Consider the following 21,559-nt stretch of genomic DNA (forward strand, 5'->3'; position numbering starts at 1 on the left):
ATCATTGCTCCAGTTTAAAGTCTAGCTGTACGAACATGCCAGGTTGTTTAACCGGCTTGCCATCAACGATCTTAGGCTTGTATTTCCACTTACGTAGAGCACGACGTGCTTCACGGTCGAATACGCGCTTAGGTTCAGCTTCAATAACTTCGATATCTTCAACACCACCAACTTCGTTGATAGTAAAAGATAGTCTTACCCAACCTTCACGGCCATCACGGGCTGCATCAGGTGGATATTTCGGGTCGATACGAACGATAGGTGTTGCTTCACCGTCACGTTGCATAGCACCAACACCACCAATGTTTACACCAACACCACCTGTGTCGATAGCTGGAATAGCTAAACTAAAGCCATCTGCATCAGGTTCCGCTGTTTCCGGCTCAACTTGCTCCATTTTCGGAGGCTGTGGAGGCGGAGGCGGAGGCGGTGGTGGAACACGAGTACGCGTTTGCGTTTGGTCGTCTGGTTCCTGCATTACAATATCGATCACCGGTGCAGGCGGTACTTCGTCTGCTGGTCTAGATGAATTTTCAATCAACTTGGCCATTAGAACGAACAGGGCAAATGCGACCGCAGCACCTAATACAATAGATACAAGTATACGTAACATCTTATCCCCTTGCCGCTACCGAGACTCGGTTAACGCCAGCGGCTTTAACCTGATCCATAATTTCAACTACTAAACCATGCTTCGCTTTAACATCAGCTTGAATGATTACGTAGTCAGTAGGCTGCTCGGTAAGCAGTCTTTCTATATTCGCTCTTACGCTGTCCGGCGCAACTTCACGCTTGTCTAGCCAAACATTTCCGTCTTCCGTTACGGCGATGAAAATGTTTGCATTTTTGTGAAGAATCGCCTGGCTCGCATCTGGCTTGTTGACTTCGATCCCTGCTTCTTTAACGAAAACAGTGGTAACGATAAAGAAGATCAGCATGATAAACACGATATCCAACATGGGCGTCATGTCGATCTGTGCATCTTCTTCCTCGGTTCTGACTTTTCGAGCCATAATCTCTCTCTCTAATGATGTGGCAGGCTATCAACTAGCCCTTCTCTTGCCAGCTTCACCTTCGCTTCAAGACGTGAACTGATGAACAGCCCAGATAGCGCGGCTACCATTCCCGCCATTGTCGGGATAGTTGCCATAGAGATACCAGCGGCCATAAGACGAGCGTTGCTGGTGCCCTGTGTTGCCATTGTCTCGAAAACACTGATCATACCGGTTACTGTTCCAAGTAGACCGATTAGCGGACACATTGCAATAATGGTTCTGATAATCAGCATTCTAGCGTTTAGATCGTCTGACGCTTGAGAAATCCACGCGTCACGGATTCTATGCGCATACCATGATGTGGTATCTGCTCGGGCATCCCAATTCGCGATGATGTTTTTCTTCACCTTTGGGAAGACCGAGGTTAAATACCAGTAACGCTCAATCATTAAAACCCACATGAGAAAGAGCGCGGCAGCAACGAAGTAAAGTACGTCACCGCCGGTAGCGATAAAGTCCCTGACCGATTCGAATAATCCAATCAGGTAATTCATATTACGCTTTCTCCGACTCTGTGTGAGCAGCTACGATACCCGCAGTTTGCTCATCAAGAATGTGGATGATTGATTTGCTACGAGAAGCTACGATGCTGTGAGTAAGGATTAGAGGCAGAGCCGCGATAATACCTTGAGCCGTAGTTACAAGAGCCATTGAGATACTTCCTGCCATCATACGTGGGTCACCAGTACCGAATAGTGTGATGGTTTGGAACGTCTCGATCATACCAAGTACTGTACCTAGTAGACCTAGTAGAGGAGCAATCGCTGCGAAAATCTTGATTACGTTGATACCGCTTTCGATACGTGGAAGTTCACGTAGGATTGCTTCATCAAGTTTAAGCTCAAGGTTCTCTGCGTCAGCAGTCTTGTTCTCTTTATAAACCTTAAGGATACGACCTAGAGGGTTACCTTCAGAAGGATTGCTTACGTTCTTAAGCTGTGAACGCATTTTGCCGCCAACGATAGTTAGCGTGATCATTTTGTAGATACCAATCAATAGGCCAATAGCAAGCATTAGCGTGATTGTATAACCTACTGGACCACCAGCGTGGTAACGCTCAGACATAGTCGCTTTCTGCTTCAGTAGACCAAGGATTGCACCTTGAGAAGGGTCAGCATAGAAAGGAACGATGCCAGAAGTCGCGTCGATTAGATCGTCAGCTGACGCTACGAAGTGACCGTCTGGTTGACGACCTAGAGGCTGAACTACTTCAGCTTCTGAATCGTAAGCTAGATAACCAGCTTCACCAACAAGGTTAAATGTACCAACACGAACAACTTCTTGCTGTGAAGAACCGCCGTCTAGGTTAACAACTTCTGTAGTGAACTTAACAACTTCACCGCCTTCAGTCATTTCTTTTTGAAGTGCGAACCAAAGGTCTTCAAGTTCTTGAATGTTAGGAAGACCTTTAGAGTCTTCTGACATTTCAGCTAAGAACTGACCACGACCTGGGAATTGTGCACTAACGATTGAAGTAGCGATACGGCCGTAAGCTTCAGAAGACGCTTGACGTACCACACCGAACATTTCACCAAGCGTACCAGTCGCTTGGTCTAGCTCAGCAGCTTTTTCGTTAAGAGTAACTTCGTTGTCTGAGAATTGCTTCTGTAGACGGTCACCACGAGCCTGTTCAGCTTTTAGGTCTGATTGAGCTTTGCGAAGAAGCGCTTGCTTATCAGCACGTGCAGACTGGAACTCAGCTTCACGTTTTTTATCTAGACGAGCTTCAGAAACGCGGTTCTGTTGAACCTGATCTAGAAGGTCTTTAAGGCTCTTTGCTTCCTGAGCCTGCGCTCCGGTTGCCGCAACTGCAACTGTCGCAGCGGCTAAAAGAGATTTGAATACTGGTTTCATTAACAATTACTCCGCTGCGCTAATTGGTAGTTTAATCAGATCCGCAGGAATGACGTTGTTAGCCATTTTAACTGCGTCAACAACTGAAGACAGATATTCGTCACCCAGTTTTTCCCATGCGCGGCTTTCGTTGTTCCATACCCATGCGTGAGTTTGGTCCAGAGAAAGTGCAACTAGCGCTGCGCGACCTAGGTTAAAGAAGTCAACAGTAACTTCTGTACCTGCGTCGTCAATCGTACCTTGGTAAGAGTTGATTTTCGTACCGTATTCAACTTCTACTAGGTAGGCTTCTAGCACCTGACGGAACTGCTCAGAAACAGTAACGTTAGAGTTAGCCATTAGATCGCGAAGACGCTCAACGCGCTGTAGACGCTCTTCTAGGTGAATTGGACGATCTAGCTTGATGAACTGCTCTAGGCTGTCAATCATGCGGAACATAAGAGGAACGATGCCCTGCTTAGTTTGCTCGATGCTGTCGATTTGACGCTGTAGAGAGTCGATACCACGTTGCTGGTCTGCAACTAGGCTAGCGATGTAGTCGTTGTAGATTTTAAGGTTTTCTGTCTCATCTACTGTTTGACGATACTCAACAAGTAGTTCTTGAGACTGTTCAAACAACGTGTTGATTTTTTCTTGAGATTTCGCTGCAGCCGCGTGGATTTTCGCTTCTTCTTTATGAAGATCTTCAAGCGTATCTGCAGAGACTGCACTACCTGTTAGTGCGAATGCACCCATAACAGTAGAAGCAATAAGAGTTCTCTTGCTCATTTTGGACATAGTTCCCAACCAAATTTCTTATTTGAATCCTCGCCGATAGGAAAATATTCGGGCAAGGGGCGTATAAAACTTTCACAATTTTGTTTCAGGAATGTAGCGCTGACTTCAATAGCCAGTACTACGAACGTAGTATACTCACATGGAATGTTACGTTTAGTCAAGTAACACACTGTTTACACCTAACAGATTTTCAATTAACTGCTCGTTTAACGTTCAGTTAGATGTAATATGTGTTGTATTTTTTCTAGCATATTTCCGGCCATTTCTTAATCGTTTAATATTCATCCAGAAAATTTGCTTTTTGATAGGATAAATTGCGTATTGGAGCAAAAAGATACTTTCTAAGCTGCACTGTTTTAGGGCAACATTATTATCGTCACTTACTTGTGGTGCGTTGCTTCTCCTTTGCATGCTGCTCATTGCCGTATAAAGGCGCTTATTAATCCCACAGAATAAAAAAACCAGCACAAATTTACATTGGATTGTTACTTACAATTTGTTATTTATACCGCCATCTATGTACAAGCAAAACTAATAAAACATGAACTCACCTACCTACAGTTGCACAGTGAATAACAAACCGATTTGGGTTTTCGATGATTTATGCTCAGTCGAAGAAGCGACTGGGATATTTAAAGGGCTAGAACTTAGCGCGTTTAAACACACTGAAATTGCGCGACCCGATACAGCAAAGTATAAGCATTGGGCGGTCGCGTTAAGCGATACTCAAGTGCGTGGGCTAGCAGTATATCAACATGCCATAAAAACCATATTTGATACCACAGGAAAGCACTATCGCGCCTATCGTGGTTACGTAAATTATGCTTCCTATGGCGATATGTTGTTTACTCACACCGATTGCCTTCCAGAAGCTGACGAACTAACGGTGTTAGTTTATCTGTGTCCCGAATGGGATATTGAATGGGGCGGAGAAACGTTATTTTATAATGATAACGACGATTGCGTTTTTGCAAGCACGCCAAAACCCGGAAGAACGGTTATTTTTCACGGCGCCATCAAGCATGTTGGACGTCCGCCCAATAGAATTTGCTATACACCTAGGTATACCCTAGCTTTCAAATTAGAGCCAGCTTAACCTTGGCTCTCATTAGCAGGCACGATATCAAACGCTACCGTTAGTCGTTGTTCGTCCGTTAAAATAGGGTTTGTTCCATGCCACATATATGAAGGAAAGAGTACTAGGTTGCCTTTCTTTGGTTTAATAGCAAAGTCTTCTACCATGGTCACTCCGGTAATGTCGGGGCGGCCAAAAACCAGCCAACCATTACCGTTTTGTTCTACTTCACTAGGCACATCTACATACAATACACCGCTAAGCCAACCTTCCGAGTGATAATGTGATTTATGAAAACCTTTTTTACGTAGCCTTACAGACCAGCTACCAATAAAGTTAACATCTGGGTGTAGTCGAGATAAAAACGGGTGCTTTTTCTGAGACGACAGCGCAGATAAAAAAGATGTCGCCCTATCTTCTATTGCAATTTTAAGCGCTTTGATCAAATCGTGTTCGGCCTCTAATAGATTCTCGAAGGTTTGAGAGCCATTGCGCAAAGACTGGCCAATAGGATGCCGTTCATTATTATGTAGCGTATTAAGATGCGCTTCCAATGCTTCTATGAAGCTTAGATTACTGCCTTCACTTTCAAAAAGCGGTGTGACCTCAACAAACTTTTGGTAATTACATAACTCGCTATACTTTTGCTCATTTCCGCACGCCTTATACGCTGTAGATAAAAGCGTCCAATAACCTTGGTTGAATGGCGCGATGCGGCAAACAAGTTCAAGTGCCTTAACTGCTTCTTTATATCGCTTGAGGCTTAATAGAGCGTAACTTTTCTCAATAAGTAAAGGGAGCGTTTCAACTGTCGGTTTCGAGGCGTTAACGCTAACCGTAGCCAGCGCCCTATCAAAATCTCCAAGTTCTCTTAACGTATTCGATAAGCTCGCCGCCGCTGCAATTTGATAAGATGGAAGCTTAGCTTCGACCAGTTTTTCTAACCACACTTTCGCTTTGTCAAACTCTTCTACTCTTATCATTAGTTCGGTATAAGCAAGAATTAAATCAGGCTTGTCTAATGACAAGTTTTTTTCTAACAAAGCAAACGGCGCCTCGACGTTTTGTACCCACGCTAGATGTGCATATTCTTTGTGTAAACCGACACTATCAGGAAACGTAGTTAACCCCTCTTTATAGGTGGCGAAAGCCTCGTCCAACAAACCATTAAGTGCAAAGGCTGCCGCCAGGTTTTGAAACAATTCAGCGGTTGATTGACCCGTCGAGAGTGCCTTTTTATATAACAAAATTGCTTCGTTAAACTGATTATTTCTTCGCTTAATATTTCCTAAATTATTGAGCGCTTTAACATTTTTCGGTTCGGTTTCTAACAACTTTTTCAAATAGCGCTCAGCCTCAGCATCGCGTTTATTTTCAATTAAAATGGATGCGATCAGCAGTAGAACTGTGCTTTTAATAGGCTCTCTTTTTAACAAATCGTGACATTGCATTTCCGCATCTTTATAACGCTTGGAAACTAGAAAGGCTCTTGCCAAATTGTACTTGTAATCAAATGCGCCGGGCTTAACTTTTAAAGCTTTAGTAAACCATAAGATAGCTTTGTGAGTCTGCCCTTTATCGAGAAGCAGGTTTCCGTAGCTATTCATCAAGTCAGAAGATTGAGGAAAAAGCTTTAAACCTTTTTCAAAAATTTTTGCGGCATCATCAAGCCTACCAATTTTCCTCATCGCACTGCCGTACAACTGCGGAACAACTGCATCAGCACGTGCTATGGCGGCATTTTGCTTCACCGTGTTGATGACCAAGAGGAAATCACCTTTGTTAAAGGCATTAATAAGGTTTGGAATTATTATATGTGGTTGCAGCTGCATTATGCGTATAACCTCTTATCCAATGTTGCTAACGCTCCGTATTGCGAAGACCATTCGCTGTAGGCTGAAATGAACTGGGTAATGTCTGCTCGCTCGTCAAGCGTTAAATGTGGATTCCAAACATCCATAATTAATACCGCTCTAGCGGTGTCGGCGCCATTTTCCGCGCTATGTTGATAACTGTCATCAAATAAAATTGCCGTCTTCCCCTCACGCCAAAACACTTTTTCATTAGCAACATTTAAATAGGATTTATCATTGATAATCAGGGGGATGTGCAGCGTCCACTTAATATTGGAAATACCGAAGTGAGGAGGTATTTTTGTATTTGGCTGTAACACAGATATCACAACCTCAGGCGCATGAACTGGGCAGTGAGCTAAAATCGGAGAATCGAAGAGCGCTTTGATTTCCTCAGGTAGCTGCCTTCCATGCTTGGTTAACTCACCGCCTTTCATTAGGTGAAGTGAGTTCCACTTTAGCGCCAACTGCGCCCATTCTTTGGTGTTTGGCACGTCTCCAGTGTCGTGAATATATGGCTCGTTTGCTTGTGATAACCGAGATATAAATACACCCTTATATTCAGAAAGCGCAGCTACATAAGCATTTAGCCCTTTTACTGAATTTACATCGGAAAACGGCGCAGATGGGAGATTTGGAACATACAGAAAACTTGGCGATTGCAAAGCTTTATCAAATTGCTTTTGCTCAGCACCACAAAATATTGCGACGGCCCGTTTTATCCTATCACTCGAACCGATAGACTGTGTTTTAACAAATAAATCACGTCGCGCTAAATTCCCCACGTTATGAATATGTGTAGCTTGAGATTTAGTAAGTGGAACACTCGTTGCTGGAGATAAATACTCGGGCCACAGGGAGAAGACTTCACTATAAAGACGAAAAGCATCATTATAATGCCCCGCGTTTATAGCGGCAGTTATTCTAGCGAGTGTTTCTTCGAGGCTATGGTTATTGTTTTTATTAGTCATACAAAAATGGGAAGCGTTTTGCCTCCCATCTTAAACTAACATTCGGTGTATTTACAGGTCACCGCCGCCAGTTTCTGTACCGCGCTGCATACGCAACCAACCATCGCGACCCGCTTCACGCATTTGCTCTCTTTCTTCTACAGAGTAACAGACGCGTTGCATGCGGTTTGAACCTATTTTCTTTTCCATTTTGCAAACCATACCATCGTCTTCTGCATTGGTATCAGCTTTTGCATATTGAGAACTTTGATTGCTAGTTGAACCACATGCACCAAGTGCTAGAGCAAGGCTTGATGCAAGAATTATTTTTGTAACCTTTTTCATCCGTGTTATCCCTTAGTATAAGTACCGTAGATTAAGTTACCATACATTGTTGTACATTCTCTAATCCATTTTGTAACTAACCATTTATTTTCCGAAACTGTTGGCGCACCAGCATGATAGCTATTCAACAGTAGCTTTCCGTTTTCATCGCTGTTGGAAAAAACAACCATAGTTCCACTTTTTGGCGCTATACGAATATCAAGTTTTGGGAAAAGGGTTTCTCCCCCCTCATTGATGGTGTTTAAATAAACAAGTGCAGTTTTAATACGCTGCTTTCCGTCTTTAAACATTAGTGCATCGTTTATTTCATTTAGCCCATCGTAATGCGGCTTATACTGCTGACCAGGTGAATACGTCAGTAAATTTAGCGCTTCGCCATTTTGTCTCAAGGTATGCGTGATCTGCGAAATTATTTTATCGAGCTTACGGGTAATCCAGTCGCAGTGAGTAGGCTCTATAACCGCAACATAACTCGTTCGCACACTATCAATTTTTCCTCTCCCCGTCACAGGGTCTACCACCATTGAAGGTTTTAACAATGCGCTAAATTTAGCTATTAGATAGCGGCATTCATATTCGGATAAAATGCTTTCATATACTTCAATGGGTAACGATTTATCTAAGACCTTTGAAGGTTCATATACTCTAATGAGCGCACTGGATAATTCATCAATGGTTTGTTGGTGGGCGCTCAGAGCAGTAGAAACCGATACTTCTGAAGTTAATTTAAGCTGGCTACTAATATTTGGTGCTAAATGACAAACCTTACCTGCGATATAAGAAAACGCGCTGCTTTCTACCGATAAGTAAGAAAGCGTAACGAGGTAAGCTTCAATAACGCCTTCCTCACCAAGTGAAAGTAACGTCTGTGCGACAAATTTAGGGTTCCATGCTACATCACCAAAATAGCCAATCAGCAACTTATGGAACTGAACAACGGGATTATCGGCACACCCTGCTCCATCTAGAAACGCAACAGACTCGTTAGGGTTTTCACCCGATTTATAATAAGCATAATCCAGCGCCGCATTGATATCCCCTAACTCGCCCGCCTGCTTTAGCCATAGCATTGCCTCATCAGTATTACCTGAAGAATGAGCTTCGTTAGCACTGTTGATACACTGTTCTATATTCATAACCTGTTGTCCACATAACAAAAAAGCCTCCGAAGAGGCTTTTTAAATTCTATCTACAACTTCAATTAGAAGTTAAGGTTTACTCTTGAGTAGAAGAATTGTCCAGGAATTTCATACATAGACGGGTCGAAGCTGTTAGCAAACGTCGAGTAAGAAACTTCAGGGTCAGTGTCGAACAAGTTGTTCACACCAAGCGTGATGCGCAGGTTATCGTTAACTGCGTAACCTAGTGATACATCGTGGTATGCCATATCTTCAAGTTCGTTGAAGCTATCGCCACCAAGCTCGTCGCTTGGATCACTACATAGTTGTTGATCTAGCGTATCGCCATCGATTGAACACTCTTCAGTCGTGTGGCCGATGAAGCGAACTAACCAGTTAGCTGTCCAGTCATCGTACGCCCACGTTACTGCAAGGTTAGTACGTAGACGTGGAACAACGTCACGGTCGCCCGCAAGACCAGCATCGTTAAACTCAGTAGATGTGTTTGTTACTGGGTCAACAACAATCGTTGTGCGTTCATCAACATAAGTACCATCCCAGTTAACGCGGAAATCACCGTACTCAGTTTCAAAGTTATACGCTACGTTGTAGTCGAAACCAGACGTTGTTTGACCACCAAGGTTTACTTGACCGTTAAACAAGTCTACTACGTTACCGCCAGCACCACGTTCAATAAGCGAACATAGGTTTACACCAGTTTGGGCACAGGCATTAAGAATGGTTTGTGCACCAACAGATGACACTGCGTTATCAACTTCAATATCGAAGATATCAAACGTGATTGACAGGCCTTCAACTGCTTCAGGAGAGTATACGAAACCGTATGTGAAGCTTTCTGCTTCTTCTGCTTCTAGGTTTGCATTACCACCTACAGTAGTACGAATCTGCGTGTTAGGTTGCTCGTAGCTTGCTGGAATACCTGCACAACCTGGAAGCTCTGGGTTACCCGCAGCACCGCCATTACATGGGTCAGTTAGCGGCGCAAAGCTATCACTGTTACCTGAGAACAATTCATCAAGAGATGGAGCACGGAATGCTTCAGACCATGTACCACGTACAAGTAGGTCGTCATTAATACGCCACTTCAGACCAATCTTCGAGTTAGTAGTGTCACCAAAGTTGCTGTAGTCAGAGTAACGAGTAGCAAGTTCTAGGTCTAGCTGCTCTACACCAGGCATATCTGAAAGAAGCGGAACTGCAAGTTCTAAGTAAACTTCTTCTACACTAAAGGCACCAGAGGTAGGCTGACGCGCGTTACCTGAAGTAATACCCGCAGCGATGATTGCATCTGGCTGGTCGTAGCCTGACTGCCAGCGTTTCTCATAACCTGATGCGAATGCTAAGTAACCTGCTGGTAATTCTAACAACTCACCAGAGATGTTAGCAGAGTAGCTTTCTAATGAAGAGTTAAGCTCGTCTTGCGCAGTGAACGTAATGTAATCAAGCATTTCTTGCGTAATTGTGCCTTCACCGATTACGTTTGGCGCACCACCGAACAAGTTAAGCGGAGTACATTCGCCTGTACAGTTCGCAGGGTCACCGATAGCTTGCGCTACGCGGTCCATATTAAGAAGACCGTCGGTAGACGTGTTTTGCGTGATATCTGCGTACGTGTAGTTTGCATCCCAGAAGAATTCTCTGTCAGCAAATTCGATAACGCCTTCAAAACCACCGTTGAACTGGAACTGGTCAACATTCTGTTTAAAGCTACGGAAACCCGCTTCCATCATACGGCGACCAAACAAGAACATTTCACGTGCATTTGGATCTGCATCTAGTACGTCTTGGTCGGTCGTAACGTCGAAATCGTAAGGGCTAAATGGATTGTCAGCCGATAAAGTGAAGCCCGTGTCGCCAAACGCGGTACCGATGAATAGTGGAGTAGGCGCCAGAGCCTGCTCTGACTTACGGTTGCCGTAAAAGCCTGTTACGTTTACAGATAAATTGTCTGTAAGTTCATAACGTGCCTGAGTATAAATATTAGTACGTTCTTGTGGTGTAGATAGGTAGTTGAACGGCGCGAAGTTGAAGCGGCTATCTGGTTCAACCCATGGCTCTAAACCACCGTTGCCGTCACCTTGTTCGTTGAAGCCATTATCGGCTTGGTCAAAAGTCCAGAAACGCCCCTGAGGTGGAGCTGATGAACCACCGAAGCCTTCAGGCGTACCAAAAGTAGGTACTGCAGAGATTTCACGGTCGCCCGCTAGTGTTGGCTCTTCTTCTACGTAGCTGATGTTAAAGTAAACATTGCCTTTGTCGTTAGAAGTACCGAAGCCGATATCCCACTGCTCTTTGTTGCCGTCGCCTTCGTCATATTGGCCGATGTAACCAGATGCGTGAACGCCTTCAAAATCTTGACGAGTGATGATGTTTACAACACCAGCAACCGCGTCAGAACCATATACCGCAGATGCACCATCTTTAAGCACTTCAATACGCTCGATGATCGATGCTGGGATGTTGTTAAGGTCAACAGAGCCAGTAAGACCTGGCGCCCAACGCTTACCGTTAACAAGAACTAGCGTACGGTTTGAACCAATACCACGAATGTTAATAGTCGTTGTACCATTACCACCGTTGTTGTTATTGGTGTTAATAGCAGAACCTGCAGAAGGAATTGCTTGAAGAACGTCACCGATTGAAGTAATACCAAATTTTTCGATATCTACACGTGACATAACAGTAACTGGGTTTGCACCTTCAATGTCGGTACGACGGATACGAGAACCTGTTACTTCGATTTTTTCTACTGCGTCCGCTGCTTCTTCGGTTTCCTGTGCGTTAACTGCACCAGTGAAGCCGATAGTTGATGCCGCACCGAATGCGCACGCTAGCTTCACTGACTTAGCCAGCTTAGAGTTTGTAAACATGTATTGTCTCCCTGGACCACTAAAACTCTTAGTGTGTGTTTCTTAAATCGTTTATATAACGAATTATTATTAGTAAGGTCAAAGCCTCACTTTGATAATAACCACATCCTAAGCGAACGGTCAACTGGGATTAGACGGGTGTTCGGTAAAAGTTCAATTTTTTTTCGTCTTTTTACCTTCTTTTGTAAATATTAACTTACATTTAACATTTCAAGCTCATTAAATAACCACGCTGCTCACTTTGCGTACGCTTTGGTAAAAAGGGCGGAATATACACCTAAAGTATACCCACGCCCTAACCTTAAATCTCTGCTCTGCCCTTTAATTAGAACGAGTAATTTACGCTAAAACGAACGTATCTAGGTGTTTGCCACGCAGTCGGTAGACCGTAATTTGGGTTCACATCTGGGTTTGTTGGATCAGCTGAACTTTCATCATCATAAATCTCGTTAACTTCTGTTACGCGATCGTTGTTGAGAAGGTTGAAAATATCCGCGCGCACTACCAATGTTTGGTCTTCGCCAATATCGATATTATAAGATGCAGAAACGTCGATAGAGTAGTAGCTGCTTGTTCGGCCACGAGAACCTCGAGGCGCTGGCTCACCACCGGCAAAGAATGACTCTGAATCATACGCCTGAGCAAAAGTATCTGTCGGGTGATAACCAAACGCATTGATTGGGCGACCGGTCCAAAACTGAAGGTTTGCACCAAGGGTTAAATCTTCAGTCACTGCATAAGCACCGTAAAGTTTAACCTGATGACGTCTGTCGTTTGGCAAGTCACCATAGGCGTTATCAAGTAGTCCTGGTTGGTCAAATAACGTCGTTAAACCTGCATCATCCTGACCGTTATCTGAACGCACGTAACCTTCGTTGTTACCCCAGTTATGTGACCATGTATATGCGGCGTTAAGCATCCACACACCGTCCCATGCTCTCTGCCACATAAAATCAACAGCTGCATACTTACGAATTGAATCTGGGTAACCCAATTCTTCAGCAGACAAGTCCATATAAACTAACTCACCTTCAGCGCCCGGCAACTCAGTAGTACCGATGCGCATATCAGAATTAGGATTTGTTAGTACATATTGGTGGAAACCATCCCAGATGTCAGATACGTCACCGTAGCCATTCGCTGCAGCCCATTCGATAACAGCCGCATCGATTGCCATGTCTTCGATAGTGGTAGACAATTCACGGTATGTACCTTGAATTGACATACTCCACTCATCATTTAATTGGAACTGGTAACCAGCGATAAACTCATCTGAGTACATAGAATCAAGGTTTTGGTCTACGATCTCATCGGGTGATTTTGCCGTGCCGTCTGCAAACACATCATCAGGCTGTGTTTTAGCGCCCGTTAGATTAGGAATACCCAGCGCTTCATCAGCAAAGCCTTCAAACTCGTAATATTCTTGTGTGTACGTTTCCGCACCTGCTAAACGAATATTCGTATTTGCTGCGATAGGTAAATAGTATCTGCCGTAGCTCGCCCATGCTTTGGTCTCTCCATCACCAAATACGTCCCATACCGCACCTAAACGAAGTGCCCACTGGTTGTCGAGTTTGGCAAAAGACTCACCGTCAGCGTTAAAGTTTTCAAACGTATCGTTACGAAGACCTGCGTTGATAACCAAGTTGTCAGTAACTTGCCACTGATCTTGGACATAAAAAGCGAAGTTTTCAGAATCAAATTGACCACCAACGTTATAGTCACGGTGACGAACTTGGTAAATTTCTTCGTTCGCAGGGTCACTGTCGTTAACATAGTACAAATTATCCGAAAAGATAATTGACTAAGCAAAGCAAAGTAATCAACTCATTTATGCGCAGCTTGCGACGAAACAACCCTTTTGAGCGATGACCGGTTGAACCGGCCCTAATTTTCACTAAATATATAATTTAAATGCATTTTTTCGAATGTAGATTTATTGTAGATAAAAGCCCAACTGCTTTCTTACAGGCTCTGGCAAGTCAGGCAATGCATTCGAATATCACAACCTATTGCAAATAAAACCCTAACCGTCGACGAACGGATTCTGGTAAATCCGGTAATGCACTTTTTGGTAATAGAAAGGTCGCCATATTAAAGAAGTCTAAGTAAATACGGTTGGATTCTGTGGTCTTCTTAAGATAATGGTGGCCTGATGAGCCCCCTGTCCCTATTTTGGTCCCTAGCATGCGTTGAACCATCATAGCGTGACGATAACGCCAGATTGTCAACTGCTCGTCTATTTCGGTTAACGCAGTAATAAGTTGGAAAGGTAGATTAAAGATTGGTTCTTCTGAGTACTGCTTTATAAACAGTGCTGATAGTAAGGCCTTATGACTTAAACGAAACTTGCCCTCGCCTCTTAGCTTTTCGAACTGTGTTTCGTTAAACAACGCGTCGAAGTTTTCCATGGTCGCTTGCAAGTCTTTTATCTCTTGTCGCTTTTCTGTATCAGACAACATGTCGCTGGTTGAGACGGTGTGATGATCATCTTTCAACATTTCGTCAGCCGCATCTTTATAATACTGCCAAAAATCAAAATCCTCTGTTTTTAGCAATGGCATTCGAGACAGCCACTTATCAACCAATTCAAACAGGCTAGGTTTATTTTCGAGGTTTTCTAATAAGGCTCTGTCTTTATCAGTTAAACGGTTGTAGAAACTTTGCTTATCAAAATCAATGCGAAACTCTCGCTTTAAGCCAAGGGATATTTCTAACCGTTTAAACTGAATACTTTGGAAACCTGAAGCGGGAACCAGATAGTCCCTGAATGAAAGAAATTGCTGAGGCGTCATGGTCTCCATAATGGCAATCTGGTCATTCATTAACTTTTGAATTTGAATTATGCGCTGCAGTCTGTGTACCACCAGCGTGAGTTGCTGATCTTTTACCGCCTCTTGATTGAATGTATCAATTACCGCGTTAAGTTCGTGAAGGACTTGTTTAAACCACAACTCGTAAACCTGATGCACTATGATAAAGAGCATTTCTTCGTGAGCCCCATCACCGTATTTTTCACTTTGTAAGTCTTGGGCCCCTAATATTTTATCTAATTGCAGATAATCGCCGTAATAGCAGGGCTCTATGTTCTTTTTCATGTCGTTTTTGCCTTATCACTCTATTTATTGAGCGCTATACACTCGATAAACCGTTTTCATTCCTACATCAAGATGAAGAGAAACCAACGCGTGTTTATTGATAACTTTTTCAATGTGCGCGCAATTCTAGCACCGATGTCTCGACATCCACAGAATACAAGCTATACATTATAAGGATATATAGCTAAGGTCAGAGCCGAACATTTTACGTGTATAAAAATGTGTCCGTTCAATACACACACCTAACAATGATGTATATATTGCTCACTAAAAAGACGACAAATAAACATGTGTCGCAGAGAAAATAAGAAAGGTAGGGAACATGAAGCTAGATGACGACATTCATAATTATTACGAGCACTTGGTACTCGAGCGAATCAACAAACTAGGGTTAGATGGAAGTAAAAGTCCAGACTACTTGGCCGATTTATGCTGTTTGGCATTAAACCAAGTGCCGCCCCGCTATATTCGGTATGAAGTTGATATGGCGTTTTACTTACCACAGAGCGAGCGAAATCAAATGGAAATGAACGTTGAGCACGCTATCAGTAAAGCAATAAAGTATTTGGATGAAACAGAAAAAAACAAAGAGATTAGCGAATAAGGAAGTTTGGGTGGCGGGCCTCCAGCCACATCCCGGCACATGAGTCGTCTGCTGCGGCTGCTCCCTTCCGGGCCTGACCGAGTTCACAGAGTATCATTGCGGGAGGACCAAAAGCCCACCATAGAAACTGCATTCAAAGCAAAGTCATTCGCCCCTGCTTGAGTGCGGGGCGCATTATGACTATTTGGCTCTGAGTTTTCAACCCTTTAAATTAAATCTCTCTTCGGCAATAAGGTTTGCTACGCGGTTAGTCGCCGCCCCCTCTTGCTCTGCACGGGTATAAATTTCTTTCAGTGTATCGCCGATTTGCTCAATATGTGCGCGCAACGCTTCGTTTGAACTCGTTTCCATACGTTGGTGGAAGATATCAATAACACCACCTGCGTTAATCACATAGTCTGGCGCGTAAAGAATACCCCTTTGCTGCAATAACTCACCCATGTCCTCGCGAGCCAGCTGATTATTAGCCGCCCCTGCAATAACCTTAGCTTTTATTAAAGGCAAAGTTTGGTCGTTAATAGCTGCACCTAATGCACATGGAGCGAGAACATCTACATCTAAACTTAAGATTTCTTCTGGCGCTACTGCTGTTGCACCAAGTTCAGATACGGCTTTCTCTACCCCTTCAGGATAAATGTCGGCAACGTAGAGTTTTGCGCCATGCTCATGAAGATGCTTAGCAAGGCGATAACCAACGTGCCCCATACCTTGTATAGCCACACTTACGCCTTCTAAGCTGCGCTTAAGGCCGAACTCTACTGTGGCTTTTAAGCCAACAAACACACCGTACGCCGTTGAAGGTGCAGGGTTGCCATCGGGCACCTCACCCGCGTAGTGGTATTTTGCGTGTACCCCTGCGATGTAATCTGACTCAGTTGCCATGGTTTGTAAGTCGGTCACTGAGATACCAGAATCTTCAGCCGTAAAGTATTTACCCCCCAACGACTCTACAAACTTACCCATGGCTTTCATCATTTCTGGCGTTTTGGCTTTTCGAGGGTCGCCAATAATGACAGATTTGCCACCACCAAGTTCAAGGTTCGCCATGGCGGCTTTATAGGTCATGCCCTTTGAAAGTCTCAATACGTCAGTTAGCGCTTCACCACTATTTACGTAAGGCCACATACGACAGCCGCCAAGCGCTGGGCCCAGATTCGTATTGTGTACAGCAATAATGGCATTCAGGCCCGCTTCTTCATCGTGATAAAACGCAACATGTTCATGATTATCGAACTCTGGGTGATCAAAAACTGACATATTTTCCCTATTACAACTGTGGTGAATTAAAACTTTCCCAAGATGGCGCTGTCACGAAAAGTACACACCATCCACTTGGGGTGAAATGAGAGTCTGATGATGTTTTGCGTTACACTCGCGGGCTTCGCAAAGATCACCAACATTTTGCCAAGTGTATCTGATTGTCCTGAGGACAGGCGTTGCAAAGTTTGTTAATGACATTTACAAACTGAAACGCATAAGAATTGAATACAATTTTTCTAGGATAGCTATCCTAGAATTTTTTTTGATATATAATAAACATCATAAAAGCGACGGAAACAGTGTTAATGAAATTGGATAAATTTGACCGTGAGATTTTACGCGTTCTTCAACAAGACGCCACGGTGTCAATGGCCGACCTAAGCCAACGCGTAGGATTATCTCATACTCCTTGTTGGAGACGGGTAAAGCGGATGGAAGCCGATGGCATTATTCTCGGTAAAGTCACCTTGCTCAATAGTAAAAAGCTTAATTTAGGCGTATCGGTTTTTATTTACGTTACGTTGAAAAACCACGACGGTGACTCGCTCACTGATTTTGAAAGTGCGGTACAAAACATTGATGAAATTGTGGAGTGCCACACCACCAGTGGTGAAAAAGATTACTTGCTAAAAGTGATTGTAGAGAGCATTGAAGAATATGAGTTTTTGCTTAAGACTAAATTAACGCACCTGCCTCTCGTTGACCACCTAAGCTCAACCTTTGCATTGAAGCAGGTTAAAAATACCACCGAGCTTCCCATTAAACGTCAGTAGCTCAAGTTTGGGGGTCAGAGTACATATTCCGCCCCTTCCACTCAATTGGCGTCTACTTGATTTTCAGGCATTGCATTTTTGAATGCGTCAATCTCGTTACAGTTTTTTGCTATTTTGCTAATAAGCGGGTAGCGGCTCATGTCTACGTTAAACCGCTGAGCGTTGTAAACTTGCGGCACCAAACAGATATCTGCAAGCGTAACATTAAAGTCAAAGCAAAACTTACCCGCTTGGGTCTGCAGCCTTTTTTCGATACCGTCAAACCCAAGGGTTATCCAATGAGCTGCCCACTTAGCCACATCATCCTGTGATGCTTCAAAATTTCCTTTCAACGCATTTAACACGCGAAGGTTTCCAATAGGCTGTATATCGCAGGCAATATCTTGCGCCAACGCTCGCACCCTTGCCCGTTCTGTCCGATGCTCAGGGATAACACGATACTCACTCTCATATCGCTCATCAAGGTATTCAATGATCGCTAAGGACTGGTTGAGAATGATGTCCTCATCATCGTCGACCAGCGTTGGGACCAAGTGAGCAGGATTCAGCTGTGAATACTCACTACTATGCTGCTCCCCACCATTATTTACCAAGTGTACGGGCACATAGTCATATTCAACACCTTTTAAATTTAGTGCTATTCGCACACGATAAGAGGCGGTTGAACGCCAGTAGCCATAAAGTTTAATACTCATGGTATTACCTCGCCTGTTTTACATTGCGCTGGGTCATCGTAGTGTTTAACGCCTTAAATCAGGCTAATTGCCGCTGCTCGCAACATGCGCGCAATACGGCTCATTAGATCAGCGGCTGTTACCACTACTTATTTTAGCTAAGTGGTTTTACCTGTTGTTCTATAGTGCCAAATATTGAGCTCCCGTTTTCATCAAGCATTTCAATACGAATTCGGTCGCCAAATTGCATGAATGGCGTTGAAGGCTTACCGTCGCGAATGGTTTCAATCGTACGTACTTCGGCAATACACGAATAACCCACACCGCCTTCTGCTATCGCAGAACCATAGTCAGTTCCCTGTTTGTTCGACACAGTACCGGAACCAATGATAGCCCCTGCCCCCAAGTTTCTGCTTTTTGCTGCATGAGCAACAAGCTGCCCAAAATCAAAGGTCATATCTTGTCCGGCTTCAGGCTTACCAAACAGTTCACCGTTATAGGTTGAACGCAGCGGCAAATGCACTTTGTTGTCTTTCCACGCGTCTCCTAATTCATCTGGCGTTACCGCTACTGGTGAAAAGCTTGACGCAGGCTTTGATTGGAAGAAGCCGAACCCTTTCGCTAATTCCCCCGGGATAAGACCTCTAAGGGAAACATCGTTGACCAACATAATAAGGCGAATTCGCTCTGACGCTTTATCCGGTGTGCATGCCATCGGTACATCGTCGGTAACCACTGCAACTTCACCTTCAAAATCAATTCCCCAATCATCGTTAGGAAGGATAATGTCGTCTTTTGGGCCGATAAAATCATCAGACCCGCCTTGATACATCAGTGGGTCTGTCCAAAAGCTTTCAGGCATTTCTGCATTACGTGCTTTTCTTACCAGTTCCACATGATTTACGTACGCACTGCCATCTGCCCATTGGTATGCTCTTGGCAACGGCGATTCGCAGCGAGACTCATCAAAAGTCACGCTTTCGCAGCTTTGCTCATTAAGTGCCTGGTATTTCATCTGAAGCTGTGGCGCAACTTCCTTCCAATTGTCCAACGCATCCTGCATTGTTTTTGCAATGTCTTGTGCACTGCATGCTCGAGAAAGGTCCTTCGACACCACCATTAGGCAGCCATCTCGGGTTTCATCTTTATAGGTTGCTAACTTCATTCTTCTTTCCTCGAAAACGGTTGGCAGGCGTGGCTATTTTCATATTTTTTAACGCTCACTACATACTCAATAACGAGCGCACAAGCACGCCAACACTTTATACAAATGCGTAAGTACAGTTATGCCACTAGTTGGTATAGGTGAGAAGACTTACAGTGACGAAGTTTTATTGGCCTGTAAGAAAGGGTGTACGGCAGTAAGCGTTAATAAGATACGCGCCGCTTTATCCCACTAGCTTTGCGTTGATTGTAAATTTTTCGTAACACGCAAATTAAGGCGTGTAGAGAGGTTAACGTACAGCGAAAAGCCATGTGCCGGTTTTCCGAGCTATTTACCTATTCATTATTTTATTTGTAGCTAAATGGTCGGCAGTTACCGTTTGACGTTGAAATAAGTCGTGCGAGCTTGCGCCCGTAAACCCCGCGTTATTATAACGCAGCGCAATAAACGCTCGCTCGCCACGCCCTTGTCATTACAACTTCACGGTTGCTTTATTAATACCGTATTCACGAAGTTTGTTAGCAATCGCCGTGTGGCTTAAACCAAGCTTTTTCGCTAACTGACGGGTACTTGGATAAGAGGGGTATAAGCGTTTTAGCAAGTCTTTTTCAAACTTTTTAACTTCCTCATCTAAGGTACCTTCAAAGTTCTCGTCAATGTAGGTTACGCTAGGTGCACAGCTGGGAAGCTGAATATCTTCTTTAGTAATTTCTTTACCATCCAGCAGCGACAATGCGCGATAAAGGGCATTTTGTAGCTGTCTTACGTTACCAGGCCACGGATACTGCTGCAGAAAGTCGACACATGACTTACTAAGCTTCGCCGGTCGTCTTCCCAGTTTTGTGCTATGCTGCACAATAAACGATTCGGCAAGGGGCACGATATCTTGCCTGCGGTCTTTTAATGATGGCATGACCAAGCTAAGTACATTGAGGCGATAATAGAGCTCTTTTCTAAATCGCCCCTCCTCAACCAGCTGACCTAAGTCTCGGCAGGTAGTGCAAATAAAGCGTACGTCCACTTTAACCGGCTCAGCATCGCCTACGCGTCTAAATTCACCGTCTTCTAAAACCCGTAGCAATTTAGCCTGAAGCTGTGACGACATGTCAGCAATTTCATCGAGCAACAGGGTGCCGCCTTTCGCCTGCTCTAAAAGTCCAACTTTAGCATTCGGCTGATTAAACGCGCCTGCCGCATAACCAAAAAGCTCGGTCTCCGCCACGCTATCGGGTAATGACGCGCAGTTAAGTGCCAAAAATGCACCTTCACTTCGACGGCTCGATTGATGACACGCACGCGCAATCATTTCCTTTCCTGTTCCTGTTTCACCAAAAATAAGAATAGGGGCATCTAAATCGGCTATGCGTTTAGCTTCATGCACCACGCGTTTCATAAACGGTGACTGCGCAATAAAGCGGTCAAAACTATCCGTAGGCGACTGATGGAAAGCAGTAAATTGCTGGCCCAAACGCATTTCAGATTTCAATATGACCACTGCACCGGCCATAATCATATTTTTATCGCCGTCAGGTACGGTAATAGGCAACATATCGGCAAGATAATCTTGCTGAATAAACTTAACCTTTGACGACTGCGGGCCCGGCGATTTACCGTCCATCCACTTAGTAAAGTTAAACCCTTTTACGACTTCACTAATTTCTGTGCCTTCAATGTCGCTAGACGGCGTTTCTAAGCCCGCGCTTACCGCTTCGTTGCACAGCACGATGTTTCCCTTGGCATCAATGGAAAAAACAGGGTCAGGCAGCGTTCTTAAAATTGCTGAAAGCTGATTCTTTTCACGTTCACCAGGCATAAAAAGCGTGGTCTTCACGTCATCAATACCATCGATACGGCGAATTTGTGGCATGAGATGCTGGAAGTCGGCAAATTCTATATTGGGAAAATTAAGGAAAATTTTTCCCGCGGGATCGATTTCTATACCGCGTAAATCTATTTCTTTGGTTACGAGAATATCTAACACATCTTGAGTAATACCAAGACGATCCTGACAACTGATTTCTAGACGCATAGGGTATTATAGCTATTTTGTAAACATATATGTACAGA

19 protein-coding genes and 1 other RNA gene are annotated in these 21,559 nt (G+C 44.0%); 3 read left to right on the top strand and 17 right to left on the bottom strand.

Annotated features, from left to right (window positions below; genetic code table 11):
* Window position 1: 1 nt before the first annotated feature.
* Genes ACTRWF_RS05435 through ACTRWF_RS05455 form a run of 5 tightly spaced genes read right to left on the bottom strand, consistent with a single transcriptional unit; the run spans window position 2 to window position 3,677 of the window.
* The gene (locus tag ACTRWF_RS05435; RefSeq protein WP_012517738.1) at window positions 2-613 is read right to left on the bottom strand and encodes an energy transducer TonB; all 612 of its coding nucleotides are present in this window, start codon (window positions 611-613) and stop codon (window positions 2-4) included.
* 1 nt (window position 614) lies between these two features.
* Window positions 615-1,013 (bottom strand): ExbD/TolR family protein, encoded by a 399-nt coding sequence (locus ACTRWF_RS05440; protein WP_012517737.1) that lies wholly within the window; start codon window positions 1,011-1,013, stop codon window positions 615-617.
* An 11-nt stretch (window positions 1,014-1,024) separates the two neighbouring features.
* Window positions 1,025-1,549: a MotA/TolQ/ExbB proton channel family protein gene (locus ACTRWF_RS05445; RefSeq protein WP_012517736.1), complete on the bottom strand. Its 525-nt coding sequence runs from the start codon at window positions 1,547-1,549 to the stop codon at window positions 1,025-1,027.
* Window position 1,550: 1 nt separating this feature from the next.
* Window positions 1,551-2,909: a MotA/TolQ/ExbB proton channel family protein gene (locus ACTRWF_RS05450; protein ID WP_015066519.1), complete on the bottom strand. Its 1,359-nt coding sequence runs from the start codon at window positions 2,907-2,909 to the stop codon at window positions 1,551-1,553.
* 6 nt (window positions 2,910-2,915) lie between these two features.
* Entirely contained in the window at window positions 2,916-3,677 is a 762-nt protein-coding gene (locus ACTRWF_RS05455; protein WP_015066518.1) for a DUF3450 domain-containing protein, read from the bottom strand.
* A gap of 550 nt (window positions 3,678-4,227) precedes the next feature.
* Here ACTRWF_RS05455 and ACTRWF_RS05460 point away from each other — a divergent pair.
* Window positions 4,228-4,782, top strand: a complete 555-nt coding sequence (locus ACTRWF_RS05460; RefSeq protein WP_015066517.1) for a 2OG-Fe(II) oxygenase — start codon at window positions 4,228-4,230, stop codon at window positions 4,780-4,782.
* Here ACTRWF_RS05460 and ACTRWF_RS05465 read toward each other — a convergent pair.
* From ACTRWF_RS05465 to ACTRWF_RS05495, 7 genes are all read right to left on the bottom strand, one after another.
* Window positions 4,779-6,593, bottom strand: a complete 1,815-nt coding sequence (locus tag ACTRWF_RS05465) for a tetratricopeptide repeat protein (RefSeq protein WP_015066516.1) — start codon at window positions 6,591-6,593, stop codon at window positions 4,779-4,781. The genes ACTRWF_RS05460 and ACTRWF_RS05465 overlap by 4 nt on opposite strands.
* Entirely contained in the window at window positions 6,593-7,585 is a 993-nt protein-coding gene (locus ACTRWF_RS05470; RefSeq protein ID WP_015066515.1) for an aspartyl/asparaginyl beta-hydroxylase domain-containing protein, read from the bottom strand. Before ACTRWF_RS05470 ends, ACTRWF_RS05465 begins: the two co-directional genes overlap by 1 nt.
* A gap of 51 nt (window positions 7,586-7,636) precedes the next feature.
* Window positions 7,637-7,909, bottom strand: a complete 273-nt coding sequence (locus tag ACTRWF_RS05475; protein WP_015066514.1) for a hypothetical protein — start codon at window positions 7,907-7,909, stop codon at window positions 7,637-7,639.
* Window positions 7,910-7,914: 5 nt separating this feature from the next.
* Window positions 7,915-9,045, bottom strand: coding sequence for a 2OG-Fe(II) oxygenase (locus tag ACTRWF_RS05480; protein ID WP_462835224.1), 1,131 nt, complete (start codon window positions 9,043-9,045; stop codon window positions 7,915-7,917).
* Window positions 9,046-9,110: 65 nt separating this feature from the next.
* Window positions 9,111-11,918, bottom strand: a complete 2,808-nt coding sequence (locus ACTRWF_RS05485) for a TonB-dependent receptor (protein WP_012517728.1) — start codon at window positions 11,916-11,918, stop codon at window positions 9,111-9,113.
* 325 nt (window positions 11,919-12,243) lie between these two features.
* Complete coding sequence (locus tag ACTRWF_RS05490; protein ID WP_012517727.1) at window positions 12,244-13,701, bottom strand: TonB-dependent receptor domain-containing protein; 1,458 nt, start codon at window positions 13,699-13,701, stop codon at window positions 12,244-12,246.
* A 226-nt stretch (window positions 13,702-13,927) separates the two neighbouring features.
* The gene (locus tag ACTRWF_RS05495; protein WP_015066512.1) at window positions 13,928-15,016 is read right to left on the bottom strand and encodes a tryptophan 2,3-dioxygenase family protein; all 1,089 of its coding nucleotides are present in this window, start codon (window positions 15,014-15,016) and stop codon (window positions 13,928-13,930) included.
* A gap of 322 nt (window positions 15,017-15,338) precedes the next feature.
* Between ACTRWF_RS05495 and ACTRWF_RS05500 the strand changes: the two genes are divergently transcribed.
* Window positions 15,339-15,620, top strand: coding sequence for a late competence development ComFB family protein (locus ACTRWF_RS05500; RefSeq protein ID WP_012517725.1), 282 nt, complete (start codon window positions 15,339-15,341; stop codon window positions 15,618-15,620).
* A 16-nt stretch (window positions 15,621-15,636) separates the two neighbouring features.
* Here the strand turns inward: ACTRWF_RS05500 and ffs are convergent.
* Together ffs and ACTRWF_RS05510 are read right to left on the bottom strand one after the other, a co-directional pair.
* Window positions 15,637-15,733: signal recognition particle sRNA small type (gene ffs / locus ACTRWF_RS05505), an RNA gene on the bottom strand.
* An 85-nt stretch (window positions 15,734-15,818) separates the two neighbouring features.
* Window positions 15,819-16,877, bottom strand: coding sequence for a Glu/Leu/Phe/Val dehydrogenase dimerization domain-containing protein (locus tag ACTRWF_RS05510; RefSeq protein WP_012517724.1), 1,059 nt, complete (start codon window positions 16,875-16,877; stop codon window positions 15,819-15,821).
* 308 nt (window positions 16,878-17,185) lie between these two features.
* Between ACTRWF_RS05510 and ACTRWF_RS05515 the strand changes: the two genes are divergently transcribed.
* A complete protein-coding gene (locus ACTRWF_RS05515) occupies window positions 17,186-17,653 on the top strand; it encodes an Lrp/AsnC family transcriptional regulator (RefSeq protein WP_012517723.1) in 468 nt (155 codons plus the stop codon).
* A gap of 41 nt (window positions 17,654-17,694) precedes the next feature.
* Here ACTRWF_RS05515 and maiA read toward each other — a convergent pair whose 3' ends face one another.
* The 3 genes from maiA to tyrR form a co-directional block, all read right to left on the bottom strand.
* The gene (gene maiA, locus ACTRWF_RS05520) at window positions 17,695-18,348 is read right to left on the bottom strand and encodes a maleylacetoacetate isomerase (RefSeq protein WP_462835225.1); all 654 of its coding nucleotides are present in this window, start codon (window positions 18,346-18,348) and stop codon (window positions 17,695-17,697) included.
* A 133-nt stretch (window positions 18,349-18,481) separates the two neighbouring features.
* Window positions 18,482-19,492, bottom strand: a complete 1,011-nt coding sequence (locus ACTRWF_RS05525) for a fumarylacetoacetate hydrolase family protein (RefSeq protein WP_462835226.1) — start codon at window positions 19,490-19,492, stop codon at window positions 18,482-18,484.
* A gap of 472 nt (window positions 19,493-19,964) precedes the next feature.
* Complete coding sequence (gene tyrR / locus ACTRWF_RS05530) at window positions 19,965-21,521, bottom strand: transcriptional regulator TyrR (RefSeq protein ID WP_020745542.1); 1,557 nt, start codon at window positions 21,519-21,521, stop codon at window positions 19,965-19,967.
* Between the last annotated feature and the right edge of the window lie 38 nt (window positions 21,522-21,559).

The organism is Alteromonas sp. G5_S2_22_S1, from assembly GCF_054968525.1.